This window comes from Pseudoalteromonas amylolytica (assembly GCF_001854605.1).
Lineage (GTDB): Bacteria > Pseudomonadota > Gammaproteobacteria > Enterobacterales > Alteromonadaceae > Pseudoalteromonas > Pseudoalteromonas amylolytica.
On record NZ_MKJU01000030.1, the window covers coordinates 125,840 to 144,746 of the forward strand.

Below are 18,907 nucleotides of genomic sequence, written 5' to 3' on the forward strand. Positions count from 1 at the left end.
GATATCGACGCCTTGTTGGATGAACCTGAGGAAGGTGAAACAGAAAGTGATGATGATATCGAGGCCTTGTTGGAAGAATCGCAAGATGATGAGCCATCGCTTTCATCAGAGATGGGCGAAAGCCAATTCGATGTTTTGCTCGATGATGATGACCAAGATATTCCAGAGTATCCATTAAGCACTGATGGAGAGTCAAAATTACAAAGCGTCGATGAACTGTTAGATGAATTAGATAGAGAAGAGCAGGAAGACTGGCATGATGAGCCTCTAGATGAGGAGGAAGTCGCGCTTGGTGATGATCCTCTAGCAGATGAAGTTGATTTGTCGGAGGAAGACAATGATGAAGAACTGGAAGATCTAGTTGAGCCAAGTATTGAGCTTGATAGCTACCCTGAGCTTGAGTTAGATGATACGTCACAGCCTTCTAATATTAGTGAAACAGAACGCAGTTTGGCTGAAACATTAGCTGACGGCGGCGCTTCTGAAGATGATTTAGACGCTGATCTGGATGACGAGTTATCAGAGCTTCTTATTGATGATGTACTGGATGATATGCCAGACAGCATGGATAACGACGAACTAGATTTAGAGTCGGGTGAGTTTGACGAGCAAGCCGCACAAGAATCAATGGCCGATGAGCCAGAAGAGTCAGACGTTGTAACGGATGAGCTTGATAGCGACGATGATGAACTGGACATAGAGTCTTTGGGCGAGTTTGACGAGCAGGCTGCACAAGAATCAATGGCCGATGAGCCAGAAGAATCAGACGTTGTAACCGATGAGCTTGATAGCGACGATGATGAACTGGACATTGAGTCTCTGGGCGAGTTTGACGAGCAAGCTGCACAGGAATCAATGGCTGATGAGCCAGAAGAGTCAGACGTTGTAACCGATGAGCTTGATAGCGACGATGACGAACTGGACATAGAGTCTCTGGGCGAGTTTGACGAGCAGGCTGCGCAAGAATCAATGGCCGATGAGCCAGAAGAATCAGACATCGAAACCGATGAGCTTGATAGCGACGATGACGAACTGGACATAGAGTCTCTGGGCAAGTTTGACGAGCAGGCTGCGCAAGAATCAATTGCCGATGAGCCAGAAGAATCAGACATCGAAACCGATGAGCTTGATAGCGACGATGACGAACTGGACATAGAGTCTTTGAGTGAGTTTGACGAGCAGGCTGCGCAAGAATCAATGGCCGATGAGCCAGAAGAGTCAGTCATCGAAACCGATGAGCTTGATAGCGACGATGACGAACTGGACATAGAGTCTCTGGGCGAGTTTGGCGAGCAGGCTGCGCAAGAATCAATGGCTGATGAGTCAGAAGAGTCAGATGTTGTAACGGATGAGCTAGCAAGCGACGATGACGAACTGGACATAGAGTCTCTGGGCGAGTTTGACGAGCAGGCCGCACAGGAATCAATGGTCGATGAGCCAGAAGAGTCAGGCGTTGTAACGGATGAGCTAGCAAGCGACGATGATGAACTGGACATAGAGTCTTTGGGCGAGTTTGACGAGCAAGCGTCAATCACCGACGAACCAAAAGAGTCAGATGTATCAGAAGATGATTTTGACATGGATGATGTTGAGTCGTTACCTGAGTTTGAACTAGAGTCAGATGATGACACTGCTGGCTCGGAACAGGTGGACGAAGATATTGAGCTTGATGAAGCTGCAATAGAAGATGAGTTTATGTCTGATCTAACTCAGTCAGACTTTGATTCATTGCTGAACGAGCTGGCTGAGCCTGAACCCATTGAAAAAGTTGATTTAGATGAAGTTGATGTCGATTTTGAATCACTCTTGCAAGATGAAGAGAGTATTTCAGATATTGAAGGTGATGAACAACAAGGTGATCTTGAAGATGAACAATTTGTTGATATAGACGAATTGCTTGCGCAAAGTGATGACTTTGAGTTAGAAGATGAGCCATATGCAGATCCTGATATGGATGTAGGGCTATCTGAGTTCGATGATTTGCTGGCAGGTGATAACGCAACCGATGTTGACCTTGAAGAAGAAGGGTATTCTGCGAAACTTGACTTAGCTAGAGCTTACATTGAAATAGAAGACTATGACTCAGCAAATAAAGTGATTGATGACGTTATAAGCACGGGCCCACAAAGCGTACAAGAAGAAGCTAGCGCTTTACAAAGTAAGATAAAAGGTAATAGTTAGAACATCTGGATATCTCATCAAGGACTGTGTCATTTCTGTGGTTAAGCAGTAATGACACAGAACCCTTCATTGTGACCTCTATTAGCAATACCATCGAGCCATCAGAAAAATCAAATATTCTGACACGCAAATGATCCCGTCCACTGTAGTTAAAGTGGGTCTAAGCTGAAAACTAATACTAGTCAACGGGCTAAAGGTTTGGTACTAATAAAGGAACTTTTAAATCAAGAACGACAATAGAGGGCCTTGATGAACACGTTATACCGCATTCTCATCAGTTTGCTGTTACTCATTGCTGCAATTGCGGCATACAGTTATGGCAGCACTACAGGTATTTTTCTATTTATCATTTTGGGGGCTGCTTTTGAAATGGCATTTTGGTTTAAGCTATTCCCACTTAAAAAAAGCGGTAAAACCAATTGCTGAACCACCAGCGCAGCTTGCTCACAGGTTTACTATGACTATCACAGCAAACCTGTAATGCTATCTTACTCGCTAGGCTATCCGTCGGCTTTATAGGCGAGAATATCACCAGGCTGGCAGTCTAAATACTGGCAAATTTGCGCCAAGGTCTCGAATCTTACGCCTTTTACCTTACCGCGTTTGAGCAGTGACAGGTTGGCTTCAGTGATGCCAATGGCTTTGGCTAACTCTTTTGAACTGACCTTACGCATCGCCATGACTACGTCTAGATTTACGACTATTTCCATATCAGACAAACTCTTTGTTTTCATCTTCGATGGCTTTGGCCGCCTTGAGTAAATAGGCAACGACACCCATCAAAATTAATGTGGTTAGGTAGCCAAATTCAAATTGTATGATCAATAGGTTGCTATCAAATAGGGCATCGTGCCATTTTGCGACAACAAAGCCCAACAGCATTTTATATAGTAAACCTGCCACCTTAGTCCAAATAAAGGCCACATAGTAACGTAGCGCTAAAGGGCTGAAAAACTCACCTTGTTGAAATTGCCCAAGCAAAGCCAAGATCCAGTAGACGCTTAGGATCATCAGCATGAGGATCGGGGCGAGTAACAAAGCGACAAGGCTGTTATTGGCTTGGTCTGATTCCCAAAGCTCATGAAGCATATGATTCTCAAAGTACACAATTGTGTTTGCAACCCACTGTTGATAAAGCAAGTAGGAGATCACAACAACTGCAATAAGCACCACTGTCCAGCGCATGACGCCACTGATTTTCTGTATTTTATCCATTATTGATTTGCTCTTATTGTTCCTATGTTATAACGGTTATTTTGCCTTAATTATTATAAATCACAAAGTAATGATTGCAAAAAAACAATAAATTATCGTTTTACAATAATAAAATTATGTGTAATGATGATTTCAAATTTAAGGAGGAGTAATTCTATGACAACACAATTGACCACTTTTAAAAGAACCCTACTTGGTACCGCTATGGCTGTAGCCGTATGTTTAACTGGATGTCAGGGAGCCGCAGTGCTAACAAATGCCAAGACTGCATCTGTCGAGCAGCAAAGCGCATTGATCCAGATGGAAGATCTATTTGATAAAGCGCAAATTAGTCGCGTAAAACTGTCTAAAGACGGTCGCTTTTTGGTGTTTTTGAAAACCCTAAATGGCGCAAATAACCTGTTTATTGTTCCCAAGGGTGGCAAGGCTTCTGAAGCGGTTGCACTCACACAGCTTAAAGACCCAGTAGATAGCTATGCTTGGTCATCAAGAGACGGGGAGCTTTTCTTTTTCAAGGATCACCAAGGAGATGAAAATACTCAGCTTTTCTCGTTGAAGTTTGATGTTAATGACCTACAAAAAGCACCGAAAATAACAAAACTGACAACCAACCCTAACGCACAGTTTGAGTTCATCCAACAACTGAGTGAGCAACCACAAACATTAGTGGTTAAGGCAAACCACAGTGACATCGGCAGATTGGATGTGTATCACCTTAACGCAGATACCCTTGAGTTTAAGTCAGTTCACACTAATACGCTGTTTTTTGCTGACGAGTATATAAATGAGCAAGGTGAGGTGGTACTTGGTTTAGTTAAAAATAAAGACAATACCCGCACCTTGTATCGTAAGAATAATGGCCAATGGCATAAGGTTCTGACCACATTACAAGGTGAAGATATTGATTTTTATCACTTTGATAAAGACACAAATACGGCGTTGGTGAGTGCAAATATTGAAGGACGTGACAAAGAGCAGTTACTGTCACTGAACTTAAGCAATGGTGTTATTGAGCCAATTCACCAAGACCCGAAAAATGAGTCGGATTTAGAGAAGGTCATTCTCGATGATAACGGCGCACCATATTTGGTGACTTACTATGGCGACCGACTTCGTAACTATCCTCTACAGGAAGAGGCTAAACAGCAACTGGCTGTGATAGAGTCACAGTTTAGCGATGAAGACGTTGACATTTTAATCAATAAAATAGATCACGAAAAAGGTCATTGGGACATCAGTATCACTTCTTCGGTACAGCCGAGAAGACGCTTTGTTTATGAAGCGCAAACGCAAAAGTTGGTGGACTTATTGAATAAGGCACCAAAAATAGCGCCAGAGCTACTGTCACCTAAAAAGACCATTTATTACACAGCTCGGGATGGGGAGCAGATCCAAGCGTATCTCACTTTACCAAAGCAAAATGCACAAAACCTACCAACCATCGTTTTACCACATGGTGGGCCTTGGGCACGTGATCACTGGGCGTATGACAGCGATTATTTCAACCCAATTGCACACTATTTTGCGAATCGAGGCTATGCGGTGTTGCAGGCAAACTATCGTGGCTCAATCGGTTTTGGTAAGCGCTTTACCTTGCTCGGAGAGCGCAATTGGGGCACAGGCCACATGCAGCACGATTTAACTGATGGCGTGAACTATCTTGTTGAACAAGGTATTGCGGATAAAAACCGAGTTGGCATCCTAGGTGCTTCTTATGGCGGATATGCAGCCCTATCAGGTGCGGCTTTTACACCTGATGTTTATAAAGCAGTGATCTCTTATGTTGGCCCATCTAGCTTAATTACGCTGGTAGAATCTTTTCCAGAGCGATTTCGCCCATACCTAGGTGATTGGTTTAAAGCGGTTGGTGACCCATTAATTGAGGCTGACCGCCAAGATATGGCATCACGTTCTCCAATTAACTTTGTTGATGACATTAAAGCACCATTGATGTTGCTACAAGGCGCAAACGACCCAAGAGTAACTAAGGCTGAATCTGATAATATCGCACGAGCGTTATACCAAGCGGGTTCACCAGTGAAATATTATCTCGCCAAGGATGAGGGGCATGGTTTTTTAAAGCGTGAAAACAAACTCGCATCAATCCGCGCAATGGAAGAGTTCTTTGCTCAGCACCTAGGAGGACGTATGAGCAATAATGTGAGTGCGAAAACAGCGGAGCAATTGGCAAAGCTTGAAGTGGATATTAGCAAGCTATAAGCTAACGCGCTTGCGACTGACTGATATGTTTTAGGTTGGATAGGGCAAATTTGGCCTATCCAACCTCCCATCCAATTAGATAAATGCAGGTAAGATCCTTTGTGCGGTTAATTCCATAATACGTTCCTCACGAGTGCTCGCGGTAAAAACAATGATCAGGTCTAGCTCATTAACGATGATAATGTACTGACCACCACCACCTTGTGCAGAAGTAGTGGCATAGCGCTTATCTCCTACCTGCATATCCGCTTGCCAAAAATAATAGCCGTAACCTGGATTTATGATGTGCTCTCCTGTAAAGAAGATATCATCTTGTCCTAGCGTGCTATGACTTTGCGTGGCCTTGCTCATAAATTCTTTTGAGATCAGTTGCTCGCCTTGCCATTTTCCCTCGTTTTTAACCAGTTGGCCCCATTTGAGCATGTTACGAGAGGTCATCTGTGAGTGGTAAGGCGCCATGGGCAACCCACTTACGTCATCTTCCCATTGATATACTTCTATACCCAGTTTATCGAGTAGCTCTGTTTTGATGAATGCTTTTGCACCACCAGGCACGACAGCATCCAGTACTTGCATCACTAATTTAGGGTCAAGGTTCTGATAGTTAAAGCTCTGTGATTGCGCTGAGATAGCAGGGCTGTGCTGTAAATAGGTTTGCACTTGAGCTTGGCCTTTCATTTGTTCGCTTTGTTTGGCAAGTTCGTCTTGCTGCGCGCGTGTAAGGCGAATACCTGAACGCATATTTAGCGCTTTATGTAAGGTGATTTTGTCAGCACCTTTTACCATCTTGCTGGTGTCGAGTTGCTGCAAAAAATGAATGATGGGCTTGTTTAAGTCAGCCATTGAAAGATAACCCAACTCAATAGCGCGACCGAGGGCCATACTTACATAAGATTTGGTGGCCGATGCCTGCGGGTGAGGCAAGTCAACTCTGCCTCGTAAGTAATAAGACTCAAATATTAATTTATCTTTGTGGGCAATGAGTAAACTGTCAATATCGCTGTGCTTTTGATTTGCTATCTCTTTTGCCAGCGTAATTATGTGTGCTCTATCACCACCATCAATGCCAAGCTGGCCCACTTCTATACCATCTTTTCTTTTGCTAGGTGTACTTTCAAGGTAGGCCTTTTCGAGGTTTGGGAAGTCCCAAAATGACAGCGTTTTTTGTGTGTCTAATATCACAGGCGCAGGTGTTGTTGTTTTAGCACATGGCTTTGTATCTATGGTGTTGGCGTAAAGCGTTGTACTCATTGTAGATAGTACTGACATCGCCAATAGGTGTTTAACAAACATATTCATAACAAGTCCTTAGCAGAATTATTGGTGTGTGGTGTTTTTTAGGCCAGCCAGCCAAGTCAGGCTTTGCACTAAAGTTGCTGGAAAAGCACTTTGATGATCCCCTGTCACCTTAACGTTGGTGACGTTGACGTTTGCACTGTGTTTTTTGTTTAGCGTCGCCACAAAATCATTAATTACCTTAGTGCGGTCTTGTTCCAGCGTACCGTGGGCGATAAATACATTGATATTTGTGTCGAGTTGCTTGGCTTTTATGTTTTGATGTGAATCTTCAAGTTTGGCTAAGTTGTTTCTGAGTGATGGGCTACCCAGAATATAGTTTTGAAATGTGTTCGGTTGTGCCATTAAGGCATAAGCACCGAACAAGCCGCCCAGTGAATAGCCAAAGTAGGTGCGCTTAGTGGGGTCGCCTCGATAGTGATCTTCGACATATTTGATCACATCATTGCGAATAAACGCTAAGTGCTTATCTGCCTGACCAAGCTTATATTTAGCTTGATTGGCTGCATTTGTTGATGTTCTGATGGTGTAATCACGATACCGACTGGCATACTCTTCTTCATCCAGTAATAACGGATTGTGGTTATCTGTTTGCCATGATATGCCGACTAGAATGGCATCGGTTATCAAAAATTCACTAATGCCCGAGAGGCTTTCAATGTGCCACACGGCATCGGTGTAGTAGATCACGGGATAGGTTAAGTGTTTATTTTTTTTATAGCCTTCGGGTAATTTGATCAGTAGTTCATACTGATAGCCCATGCGGCTGTCTTTGAGATCAATGATGTGTGTTCTGGGCATCACATATTGGTTTTGCTCATTGGCGTTTGTCATCAAAATGGGTTGCAGTAGAAAAATAACGAATAAAATGGCTCTAGACATATCAGAAGTCCTTGTGCTTAGGTGTTGAATAACCCAAGCATCACGCAACAGCGACTTAATAACTTGATGTTAAGGTGATTTTTAACTGACGTCTTAATGATAAAATAAAAAGTAGTTTTATCAGTCTGTTAGGTATATTTAGTTTGACTAATGAACTGGGTTCGATAAGGTGTTCATCTTATTCAAGCTCTTTTTTGAATGCGCATATTCATCAAAATTAAGGTAACAAGCAATGCAGCACTACTGGATTGGTGACTTTTTTATAGATTTATCGAGAAATCAGATCACACAACATAACACCACGCAAATACTGGCACCCAAAGCGCTTGCGGTACTAACATATTTGGCGCAGCGACAGGGGGATGTGATAAGTCAGGATGAATTGCTTGATAACGTGTGGGCAGGGACGGTGGTGTCGCCAAATACCTTACAGCGTAGTATTGCGCAGCTGCGCAAGGCGCTCGGAGATGATGGTAAAACTCAGGTGTTGATAAAAACACATGCCAAAAAAGGGTATAGCTTGGAATGTGAAGTTCGCAGAGAAAAAGCTGCGACAAAGCGTGTCACAGATTCTTCAACAGAACATGCTACCACAGCAAGCATTACACAGCACGACGCCGAGGTCCATCAGCCCGTTGCGATGTCAGCTAAAGCCCCCGTAAAGTGGGGAAGTTTAGTGATTACTTTGTGTGTCATGTTCATGGTCGGTTTTCATTACTTTTCAACGTCAAACTCAGTGCGTATATCCGTTAGTCAGATAAGGGCTCTGACCGCCACTGACTATAAAGAAAGTACCGGTATTTATTCACCTGATGGTAAATTCATCGTTTTTAGCCGTTATTCAGATGAGTTATGTATTAACCATATCTGGGCTAAAAATATCGAAACGCAGGAAGAATTCCAACTGACCAAAAATCTTAGAGCCTATGGTCCACATAGCTTTTCTACCGATGGCAGTAAGTTGGCTTTTATTACACAAGACGAATGTGACAAGCCCATCACGCAAAAAATGTGTTATCAATTGGCCAGCTTAGATTTAACTCAAGCGCTAAATGCTCCTCAGTCACCCACGGTATTGATGGAGTGTAAGAACTCCGAGATCCGCAAGCCAATTTGGTTAAATAACAATGATATTGCCTTGTTACAAAAACATACTGATGCTTGGAAGTTGATACGTTATTCCGTGGCACAAGATGAGAGTGCGCTGTTGTACGAGATGCCCGGTGGCAGTATTAGTGACTATGATGTTGCCACCAACAGCAATAAAATTTCGTTGACTGGGTTTCATAATGATGGCCAATACTATATTGAAATGCTCTCACTGCAAGGTGAGGTACTATCTAGTCACCGCATTGAGTATCCAGAAAATATTGCAAAGCATACGCTGATTTATCCAAATTTTTCCCCGCAGGAAGATCAACTGATCTTTAGTACAGGAAGACGACTGTTTACGGTAACACAACAAGGCAAAATTTCAGAGGTTAGCTTGCCGCTTGATCAACCTATCGCTGCACCTGTGGTTCATCCACAAGGGGAGAGAATGTTGGCCATCAAGGGTTATTTCGACAGTGATGTGATAATCGCTACACTTGATGACATTACAAACAGTACAGCTGCACAGGAACAAAGCGATAAGCAGGGTGTGTATCGCGTACTGCATCGATCTAGTGTTGCGGATGATAGCGCAACTTTCCAGCCCAGCGGAGAGTTGATAGCCTATGAGTCAGCGCGTTCGGGTGATCCACAAGTTTGGTTAACCGACGGCCGCAAGACCCGCCAGCTGTCAAACTTTGCAATGGACTCAATGATGGCGGGTATGGTGTGGTCGAGGCAAGGGGATCGATTGCTGGTGAATTTAAATCGCTCACTTACCTTAATTAATTTAGAAGGTGAGGTAACTAGCTTTGTATTAGATCACCCTGTAGAACGTTTGTTTCAATGGCACAGTGACACCAATATGGCACTGGCTCATGTTAGGATTGCTGGAATCGTCAAGTTGGTACAGATCAACCTGAACTTAGCCAGCACCCAAGTCATTTTAGACACACAAGCCACCTGGGCAGACAGTAGCGATGATGGGCAAGTTGTATATAAAGACAAAATGAACCGCTTTTGGTTGTCTTCTGCCTTGGAGGACAGATACCTTGAAGCATTGCAAAATCAAGGCAGTGATAAAAACTTTGTCGTGAGAAACAATCACATTTACGGTATTAACGACGCACTCCAACTATGGTCATATGATTTAGACAGCGAAGAATTTACCGTTATTGGTAAGGTACCAAGTAATGTAAGCAACCTGACTGATGTTAATGCAAGCCAAGTGTTGATGGATATTACACTGGTTTCAAGAAAAGCTGTGGTTGAGTTGATTTTAGACGACTGATGTAAGTTACTGAGATCAAGGTGACGAACAACGAAAAAGGGACCCATGGTCCCTTTTTTAGTTGCCGCCGTGAATGGCTTGCATTAAGGCTCGAAGAACTTCTTGGTCCCGCTCTTTTTTAAGCAAAGGTTTGAGCTTTGACTTTACATCCACATCATCACTTTGCTGTTTTGCCACAGCATTTATTGCACTGAGGCGTAATGATTTGCTCGCTGATTTTTGGGTGTAAGCCATTAGGGTATCTAGCTGTCGGTGACTGAGCTTGTTGTTACCCATCGCCTCAAGAATCGCACTTTTAGCCTTATTGTTTTGCTCTGAACCTAAGCGGGTTTCGAGCATTTTTAGGCTTTGCGGGTTAGGCATTTTGCCGAGCGCTTCAGCTGCACGGCGACGTAGTTCGGCGTTGTCGTCACTCATATACTTATTGATATTATCTTGGTGACGCATATCGCGGCTATTTCCTAATGCATTCAATAAAGTTGCCTGCTTTTGCTGATCGCGCGTTGTGATGAGTTTGTCTGCAAGTGTGTCTGTCACTTTATGCGCAAAATCACTGCCACTTTGATTGTGAGCAATGACCCCCATGACCATCATGGCGCTGCGAGATAGTAGCTGTTCTTCATCACTCAGCTCGGTACTATCGAGCTGCGAAAAAATCTGCTCAGCCAATTTCTCAGAAAGTGGGTTTTGGATGTATTTAAGCGCCATTAAGCTACGAAAACGCTGCTTTGGGGCTATTTCACCATCAAGATACAAGTTAACCAACAACTGGTGTGCGTTAGTTGAATCATTCTGACCTAATTTTAAAAATAAGCGGCTTAGCGCTTTATCATTGAATAGGCCATCACGAATGGCTTGTTGCAATGACAGTAGGTAGGCTTGATTGTCATACAGCAGTTGTTCTAGGGTCTTTTCATCAAGACTTGCTAAGTCTAAGGCTGTCAGTGTATTGATAAACGTTTGCACATCTTGCAGTGGATTTGGCGCAGGTTTAGGGTATACCACACTGCTTGGCAACATTGGCCATTTCTTTGGATCTAGAGGCAGTGTTAATAGCAAGGCCTCTGAGGGCACAGGCTGTTGACTCGTTTTATACGATACTTGTTGTTGCACGTTGATGCGAATATCGCCCTTTTCACTTTCCACATAGGTTTTGTTTTCGCCCTCAAGCAAAGAGATCCAACAGGCATTTTGCTGAATGTTGAAAGTGTCGGCTTTTACTTCGGGTAGCTTGAAGTTAAACAGGTTGCTACCTTGAGTGGTTTGCAGGTAAACCAACTTTTGACGTATGAGCGATGTGTTATCAACGCGTTCATAGCGTACCTTGTAGCGCCCCATATTGTCATTTTCTTCAACCGTAACTGGAACAGTTAAATCTAGGTGTTTGAGGTGCTCGATATGCATTGCTTGATATAAAGCGATGAGCTTTTGTTCATCTTCACTTTTGAGCTTGGCAGCAAAATGGTATGCCAATATTTGGCCCGACTGAGCGCCAACTTTGACAGCAAATGGCACCTGATAGAGCGGCGATTTTGCAGTGTTACTATCAACGCTTAATGTTGCTTTGTGAAGTTGCAGACCTAACCAATACGCTTTCTCTGTGCGCAGTAGGGGTCTGTAAACCAATGCGCCTGAGATGCTTAAGCGGTTGTTACTAGGGCTGTTTAATGTAGTCATTTGTGTACTTGCTGAGGTTGTAAAGTTACCCCAGCTGGTACAGTTATCGTTGGCGCTAGCACTGACACTGCCAAATGGCAGTGTCAGGGCGCTAACCATAAATAAGGTTAAACGCGACATGTTACTCCTTAATTAGCGAAGTTCAGAGTGTCTTGGTAGTTAACTAACTGCCAAGTTTTATCGTATAAAGCGCCTGTGTTGTAAAGCGTTTTTGTGGCTTCTCTGGTTGGGAATGAACAACAGAATTCGTAGCCTGGGTATTTAACCCATAGATAAAACTCACCCTCAATCGCTTTCATGTTGTTGCTAACATCGATGCCATAGATAAACTCTGAGTTTGAGATAACATTGCTGATATCTACATAGGCTTCTGCCGAGAGCGTATCGGAAATAATCAAGAAGTCGACGCCGATACCACCGCTGGCAATTAATAAGTCAATCCCAGCCGTTGCGTATGCTTCAAGGCTTGCTGTTAATACGTCGCCGCCAATACTAAAGCGTTGATCTTCATATTTAAGATCTGTGTTAATACCAACACTGCCTTTTACGCCTGCTGAAACGCTAATTGGCACAATCACAATCGTGAAGGTCGTGGAGAATAGCTTTTGTTCTTCTTCCCAATCAAGGCCATAGCTTTTATTTAGGGCTTCGAGTGTTTGCGACTCATCAATGAGAGAGTTACCTATCAAGCTCACATTCACACCATACTTGATAGTGCCAGCGCCACCATCTGCATTACCATAGGCACCTACGCTAAACAGGCTCTTACTTTGATTAAACATGTATAACGAAAAAGCACCGCTGGCGGCTGCTGTAGCTCGACCACCGTTGACATTGGCATAGGCTAAAGACGACGTAAATAAAGGAACAACAGCGACTTTTGACTTATCGCCATACACATTAGCAAACATGTCCATGATAAATAGCGAGTCTTGTCCTTTTACAACGACCGCAGATGTATCGACGTTATCGTTGATGGCTCTTGCAGCATACGGATAAGGCATTGCATTGGATTGAGCTGCTACTTGATTGAGTTCATCAGCCATAGGATGATCGTCAGGCACTTCATTTTTATACAGCGAGTATGGCACCTCAATAGTCAGCGTATTGTTAGCTGTGTTGCTTTCATCATACTCAGAGGTGTCTTCAAGCGTCATGGTTAGCTCAAAGCTATTGCTATCAGCGTTTTCATCATATGCTTGTTGTAACTTACCAAGTAACACACCATTGATAGCAATATCATACGGGAAATAATGGCTTTGCTCGTGATCTTTAAACTCAATATGCATCTTATCATCATAGTGATTTAGACCTTCTTGCCAAAAGTGAACAGGCAAGGTTTCGCCGTTGATGGTAATGGTCGCTGATACATTTGCGCTGTTTACACCTGAGCCAAATTTACTGGCATCAAAGTGGCCAATTAAGTCCGCTTCTTTATGTTCTGGCGCATTATCAGATGTGGTTTCACGCAAACCAATGTAAGGGAAAAGAGCATAGCCATCACCTACAACCAGCTTGTCCATCACAAAATCGTGATACTTAGACGAGTCTACCGTAACTTGTGCGTAGGTGGTGAAGTCACCGCTTTCGTGTCCGCGTGAGGCATTATCTTCTAGGTCTTGCTCATTTTCGATGCTGCGTGCACTATCAACATAGCCTGCTACTAGGTATTCACCGCTTGGCATCTCTTGGTTTGGTAGCATCAGCTGGGCAGTAAAGCTTTGCTCTCCGGGCGTTAGCTGCGCGATGTAATGCACACCTAAGTTATAACCTTCTGGATTGTCGTGCGTTTTTAGCTGCTCTACTTTGTCTTTTGGAATAGCCATAAAGGTCACACCAACGTGCTCAGTTTCAAGCAATGTCGTATTAATTGTGAAATCTAGGCTGATAGGTTGACCTGGTTGGAAAAGCCCTTGTTCGGGATTTTTAATTTCCACTAATGCAACGTTTTCAACATCAGTAGTGATTTGGTCATCTACAGTAACTTTTAGAGCGTTGTCGTCGCTCGAACAGGCCGCTAAAAAGAGTGGTAGCACTAAGGCTAGATATTTTGTGCGCATATTTTCTTATTTCCATTATAAAAAACAGTGCTTTTGTAGCAATTAAAAATGGAGGGAATATGGAGGGTTATTCTGTTCAGACCAGTTTTTAGTGATTAATTATTCTTTGTTATTCAGTCACTAGAGGGCCTCATCGATGATGATGAATTGAAAAGGCCGAGTACGTTTTTTGTAAGTTTTAATACAATCCGCCCGATTCGCAGGTGTGAAATGTATTGTGTTGCTGTGGGTATTTCCTATTGCTGATATAGCGTCTCATTCACAGTGTTTGATTACACGGTGAGCTTGAATATATGGGCCCTGTTGATGGTGCTCTGTGCTATCACCGCGCATAAGCAATTAGTCATCAGTGGTGCAAAGGCAAACCAAGCTTGTAACGTTAAAACTTAACTTCGCTCTCATAGTGCTGCGCCCATGTTTGCTGTGTGCTTTCTCCTTGTTGCTCAAGCGTTGTTATCAAAAAATCTAGAAATACTCTGACCTTAGCAGGCAAATATTCGCGTTTTGGGTAAATTGCAAATACACCGCTGTCGATTTGTGGTGGCCGGATATGAGGATACAAAGACAGCAAAGCGCCATTTTCAAGATGTTGTTTGGCTAAAAAGTGCGGTATTTGCGCAATGCCCATTGCGCTTACGCACATATTTGCCATGGACTCACCATCATCGGTTATGTGGGTTCGGTTGAGCTCGCATAACTCAAACTCGCCGTGCTCATTGGGTAGGTAAATAGGTTGTAGTTGGTGTGTCTCCTTGATGCGAAAGCCAATCCACCTATGATGTTCGAAGTCTTGGTATGTTCTTGGCGTACCGTGCTCTTTTAAATATAAAGGAGATGCACAGGTAAGAAAGTCCATAGGGCTTAGTTTGCGGGCAATCAGGCGACTGTCTTTTACAAATCCCGTTCTTATCGCTATGTCGATATTGTTGTCGATAATATCAACATGTAGGTCATTAATTTCTAATTCCAATTTGATATCCGGGTAGCGTTTACAAAAAGCAGGTAAAATCCGGCTTAGATACAGATGTCCGTAACAAACGGCTGAGCTGATCCGTAATGTGCCGCGTGGCGCATCGTTGCTATGGCGCAACTCCTTTTCAACATCTGACAGCTCTTGGACAAGTTTGCGTACGGTGTTTGCATAGTGCAGGCCACTGTCAGTGATGCGCAGTTGTCTTGTTGAGCGCTGAAACAGAGTTAGATTTAACTGTGCCTCTAAGCGAGAAATCGCCTTACTGACTGTGGATGGGTCGGTCTTACAGGCCTTTGCAGCATAGGCAAAGCTGCCACTGTCACAGGTGGCTAAAAACATTTCCAACGCTCTAAGTTTATCCATTCCTTGTATCTCAGTTACCCAGTATCAATGTTGAATATAGCAGTAAGAATTCGTGAATACTATTCATGATTGTTTGGTGAGAACCCCCATTTTTCTCTTTTTTTCAGCAGCATAGAATCTAGCTCATGAACAACAAATCAATTTGTGAGTACATCATGTTAAAACACATTCGACTCGGTAAAGTATCGGCCGATAGCATGTTAGGTTATCTATTTATGGCTTTTGTTGCCATGGTGGGTCTGGCTTATCTTAACTTTTTACCCTCTGTTGTGGATGCTTTAGTGGGTGGTATGGGATTGAGCGAATCGCAGGCAGGGCAGGTTGTGGCGCTAAACGGATATGGCGCTTTATTGGGCTTGATGGGCGTGACACTGCTAATCGACCGTTTGCCATGGCGAAGCATGCTATTTGTTGTGCTGGCGTTATTGTGCGCGGTAGATATTGGTACGGTTTGGCTTAATGATAACTCGCTGATACATAGCTTGCGGTTTATTGGTGGCGTGCTTGGCGGGATGGGCGTTGGTATTGCGTTTACCATCTTAGCTAAGCTGCACAATGGCGATCGTGCTTTTGGTTTACTGTTGTTGATGCAGTTTGGTATTGGCTCCTTGGTGATCTATGTACTTCCTATGTTAAAGGCTTGGGGAGGTGAACTGGCGGTGTTCTACGTGATGGCAGCACTGTGTGCACTTGGTTTGATGTGTACTTTGTTGCTACCTAACTTTAACGCTCAGCGCGTGCCCGCAAGTACCCATGAATCACATCAGGGTAAAAAGTCACAATCAAGCTCGCAGGCATATCGACTATTGTTTGCTATGAGCACTTATTTAATTGCTGCTAGTGCTATTTGGAGCTACGTGGGCCAAATCGGCCTTAAAGCGGGGTTCGATGAACACACGATCCATATTTCCATCGCGCTGACGGGGTTGTTGGGGCTGGCAGGGGCCATGTTGCCGATCATTGGTATTCACCGAGTGGGGCGTTGCTACTGGTTAATGATTGGGGTTGCGCTATCGATAGGTAGTGCTGTTTTACTGTGCTTTTCACATCAGCTGCTGGCCTATGTTATTGCCATGTCGTTGCTATTTTTCGCTTGGCCTGCGGTTCATTCCTACTTACTTTCGTTGATTACGCAACATAACAACCATGTGAAGCTGGCAAGTATAGCTGCATTGGTGTCATACGGTGCGTTGGCAACCGGACCTATGCTGGGGTCTGTGTTACTTAGCAAAGCACACTTTTCTATCATGCTAAGCGGCTGTGCATTGTTGTTTGCCTTGAGCTTTTTATTGCTGATCAAGCCAGTGCTTAGACACAAAGCAACCAACAGTAAACCGCTAAACTCGCCATCACATCAACAGACGGTGCGATAGCGTGTAGAAACAACGATACCAATAACTGCTCAAGGAGATGACAATGATCAACTTTATATTGAATAAGACCCTGCGTGCTCACGCTGAACGTTACGATTACGACGTGAGTTATATGCAAGACATTTTAACCAATGACTTATCGGCTTTTACAAGGTTTATGGGGTTTCAGACGATGGCCGCTTACTCAGGTAATTTGCCGGCAGACGCTGTCTTTGCAGCCAGGCTTAGAGCTATCCTTTGGGAGGATTGCGGCCCGTGTACACAACTGGTTGTTAATATGGCCTTAGAAGCGGGTGTGAGTGCTGAGCATATTCAAGCGGTTATCGCCAATGATACAAAACTGTTACCTCAAGAGTTAGCGCTGGTTGTTGAATTTACAGACAGCGTGTTGGCTCATAACCTCTATGCGGATGAATTAAGAGCAAAGATCCAAGCGATTTGGGGGCAAAAGGGGATTGTCTCGCTCGGCCTTGCTATTAGTTCGATGCGGGTTTATCCCACACTCAAATATACGCTGGGTTATGGCAAAAGTTGCAGCCGCATAACGCTCAATGATATGACACTGACCCCTAACATAAGCCGTGTTTAGCGGGGGGAGGTTTGACATGTCACAACGAATGAGTGTCACAATCGCATTGCTGTTAGGTGTACTTGCTGTGGCAAACGGAACATTTATGATCTTGGCTCCCGAGCCTTGGTATTGGCTGGTGCCAGGGGTACCTGACAGAGGGCCATTTAATCAACATCTTGTGCGAGACATAGGCATAAATTACTTGCTCATTGGGATTGCCTTTGTACTTGGTTGCACCTTTGAGAGATTTCGGTTAGCACTTTGGTTCTATCCCGCTGCTTGGTTGTTAGGTCATGGCATTTTTCATATTTGGGAAGTCCTCGTTGGTCTATGTAGTCCCGTTTTTCTTGCGATAGATTTTTTAGGGGTGACTTTACCTGCCCTGTTAAGTGTGTATCTAACTTATGTCAGTTATACATTGCATCGTTTGTAGGCGCTTCAAGCTGACAATTTGCGTTATTTGTGTGGCTATCTTGCTTGGAGTGGCGTTGTCTTTTTTTGCCCCCAAGGCTACGTCGGTAAGTGGTATTGAGTGGTTAGAAAAGCCCAAGCATATAGTGAATTTCAGTCTGCAAACACAAACAGGAGAATACAACCGACAATCACTACTTGGTCGTTTTACTATTGTGTGGTTTGGCTTCTTAGAGTGTGTTGATGTGTGCCCATTGGCTTTAATGCAGGCTTCGGAGCTTGCAAAACAGCTTAGACGTTTGGGCAGAGAATCTGTGCCGATATCTTTTGTTTTTGTATCCGTTGATCCTATGAGAGATAGCACAGAGCGCATAACACAGTTTGTAACGTATTTTGATACATCGTTTGTGGGCGCAACGGCAGACAAGCTAGCACTTGAGAGGTTCACTGGTAGTTTAGGGGTACGGTTTCGTGTCTCATCTACAGAGCAAAACTATAGCGTATCACACAGTGTGATGTTTTCTGTGATAGCGCCAGATGGCACCTTGGTAGGGCGGTTTGCACCTGATTTTGATGCCAAGGTATTAGCGCGTGAGTTACGAATAAAAATGCAAGCGAGTATGTCGCCTCTCCAAGAGAAGTCATAGAGTGTGATTGTTATTTCAACCAACAAATTTAAATCACTCAGCATATTAACCAACGAGTTAACGGGGAGGGTTTGGCTGTGATAAGAGTGGGTATGAGAGATAATAATATTAACAGGCATCAGGCCGCTAACAGATACACAACAGAGCTAAGGCTGCGTTTTCGCGATTTGCGTAGGGAAAATGGCTTATCACAAGCCAAGCTCGGTGAACTAATCGGGGTAGATCAAGCCACGATAAGTAACTTTGAAAGCGGAAGAACGGTGATGAGTGTCAAGCAAGCCTATGAAATGGCTTTGATTTTTGATGTTGAATTAGCATAACTGATATAGCAATACATTTACTGAGCTGAATAAGTCTTAACTTTACCTGTCAGATTTGATTGTTAGGGCTTAATCAAATCTGACCGTCGTATAAGGCAAACTCCGCCGTTCAACAGCAACTTAATATCTTAAGTCCCGGGTGTTCACCCAACTCGTATTTGGACAGAAACGCGTTAGAGACTAAGGGCAGCTTTGTGCCAAAATCGGAAATTCAAAGCGTGAATGTGACACTCTGTTGGGTGGCGCCTTCGGCTTAACCAACCTACCAGTTGACGTAGGTCGGCATAAGGCGCGCAGCGCCGCCATCCGACAAAAATAATGAGTTTACTTAGAAA

The 18,907-nt window shown here is 43.8% G+C and carries 16 protein-coding genes; 9 read left to right on the forward strand and 7 right to left on the reverse strand.

Features of this window, described 5'->3' with window-relative positions; translation table 11 throughout:
* A partial coding sequence (locus tag BET10_RS21890; RefSeq protein ID WP_276204899.1) for a FimV/HubP family polar landmark protein occupies positions 1-2,181 on the forward strand: 2,181 nt, incomplete at its 5' end.
* Positions 2,182-2,430: 249 nt separating this feature from the next.
* Positions 2,431-2,607, forward strand: coding sequence for a hypothetical protein (locus BET10_RS21535; protein WP_170829170.1), 177 nt, complete (start codon positions 2,431-2,433; stop codon positions 2,605-2,607).
* 74 nt (positions 2,608-2,681) lie between these two features.
* Here BET10_RS21535 and BET10_RS16495 read toward each other — a convergent pair whose 3' ends face one another.
* Positions 2,682-2,891: a helix-turn-helix domain-containing protein gene (locus BET10_RS16495; protein ID WP_070986686.1), complete on the reverse strand. Its 210-nt coding sequence runs from the start codon at positions 2,889-2,891 to the stop codon at positions 2,682-2,684.
* Between the two features lies 1 nt (position 2,892).
* The gene (locus BET10_RS16500) at positions 2,893-3,396 is read right to left on the reverse strand and encodes a hypothetical protein (protein ID WP_070986687.1); all 504 of its coding nucleotides are present in this window, start codon (positions 3,394-3,396) and stop codon (positions 2,893-2,895) included.
* Positions 3,397-3,552: 156 nt separating this feature from the next.
* On the opposite strand from BET10_RS16500, the gene BET10_RS16505 reads away from it, so the two are divergent.
* The gene (locus BET10_RS16505) at positions 3,553-5,616 is read left to right on the forward strand and encodes an alpha/beta hydrolase family protein (RefSeq protein ID WP_070986688.1); all 2,064 of its coding nucleotides are present in this window, start codon (positions 3,553-3,555) and stop codon (positions 5,614-5,616) included.
* 75 nt (positions 5,617-5,691) lie between these two features.
* Here the strand turns inward: BET10_RS16505 and BET10_RS16510 are convergent, their stop codons facing one another.
* On the reverse strand, positions 5,692-6,915 hold the full coding sequence (locus tag BET10_RS16510; protein ID WP_070986689.1) for a serine hydrolase domain-containing protein: 1,224 nt from the start codon (positions 6,913-6,915) through the stop codon (positions 5,692-5,694).
* 18 nt (positions 6,916-6,933) lie between these two features.
* Positions 6,934-7,794: an alpha/beta hydrolase gene (locus tag BET10_RS16515; RefSeq protein WP_070986690.1), complete on the reverse strand. Its 861-nt coding sequence runs from the start codon at positions 7,792-7,794 to the stop codon at positions 6,934-6,936.
* 232 nt (positions 7,795-8,026) lie between these two features.
* Here BET10_RS16515 and BET10_RS16520 point away from each other — a divergent pair, with 232 nt between their 5' ends.
* Complete coding sequence (locus BET10_RS16520) at positions 8,027-10,177, forward strand: winged helix-turn-helix domain-containing protein (RefSeq protein ID WP_070986691.1); 2,151 nt, start codon at positions 8,027-8,029, stop codon at positions 10,175-10,177.
* A 57-nt stretch (positions 10,178-10,234) separates the two neighbouring features.
* Here the strand turns inward: BET10_RS16520 and BET10_RS16525 are convergent, their stop codons facing one another.
* From BET10_RS16525 to BET10_RS16535, 3 genes are all read right to left on the reverse strand, one after another.
* On the reverse strand, positions 10,235-11,974 hold the full coding sequence (locus tag BET10_RS16525) for a HEAT repeat domain-containing protein (protein ID WP_070986692.1): 1,740 nt from the start codon (positions 11,972-11,974) through the stop codon (positions 10,235-10,237).
* A gap of 8 nt (positions 11,975-11,982) precedes the next feature.
* Entirely contained in the window at positions 11,983-13,914 is a 1,932-nt protein-coding gene (locus BET10_RS16530) for a hypothetical protein (protein ID WP_070986693.1), read from the reverse strand.
* A gap of 379 nt (positions 13,915-14,293) precedes the next feature.
* Entirely contained in the window at positions 14,294-15,250 is a 957-nt protein-coding gene (locus tag BET10_RS16535) for a LysR family transcriptional regulator (RefSeq protein ID WP_070986694.1), read from the reverse strand.
* A gap of 125 nt (positions 15,251-15,375) precedes the next feature.
* On the opposite strand from BET10_RS16535, the gene BET10_RS16540 reads away from it, so the two are divergent.
* The 5 genes from BET10_RS16540 to BET10_RS16560 all read left to right on the forward strand — a co-directional run bounded on the left by BET10_RS16540 (position 15,376) and on the right by BET10_RS16560 (position 18,572).
* Positions 15,376-16,623, forward strand: coding sequence for an MFS transporter (locus BET10_RS16540; protein WP_070986695.1), 1,248 nt, complete (start codon positions 15,376-15,378; stop codon positions 16,621-16,623).
* Between the two features lie 43 nt (positions 16,624-16,666).
* Entirely contained in the window at positions 16,667-17,212 is a 546-nt protein-coding gene (locus BET10_RS16545; protein WP_070986696.1) for a carboxymuconolactone decarboxylase family protein, read from the forward strand.
* Positions 17,213-17,228: 16 nt separating this feature from the next.
* Positions 17,229-17,627 (forward strand): hypothetical protein, encoded by a 399-nt coding sequence (locus BET10_RS16550; RefSeq protein ID WP_070986697.1) that lies wholly within the window; start codon positions 17,229-17,231, stop codon positions 17,625-17,627.
* A gap of 55 nt (positions 17,628-17,682) precedes the next feature.
* Positions 17,683-18,252, forward strand: a complete 570-nt coding sequence (locus BET10_RS16555) for an SCO family protein (RefSeq protein ID WP_170829171.1) — start codon at positions 17,683-17,685, stop codon at positions 18,250-18,252.
* 92 nt (positions 18,253-18,344) lie between these two features.
* Positions 18,345-18,572 carry a helix-turn-helix transcriptional regulator gene (locus tag BET10_RS16560; protein WP_070986699.1) on the forward strand — a complete coding sequence of 76 codons (228 nt, stop codon included), beginning with the start codon at positions 18,345-18,347 and terminating at the stop codon, positions 18,570-18,572.
* Positions 18,573-18,907 lie beyond the last annotated feature (335 nt).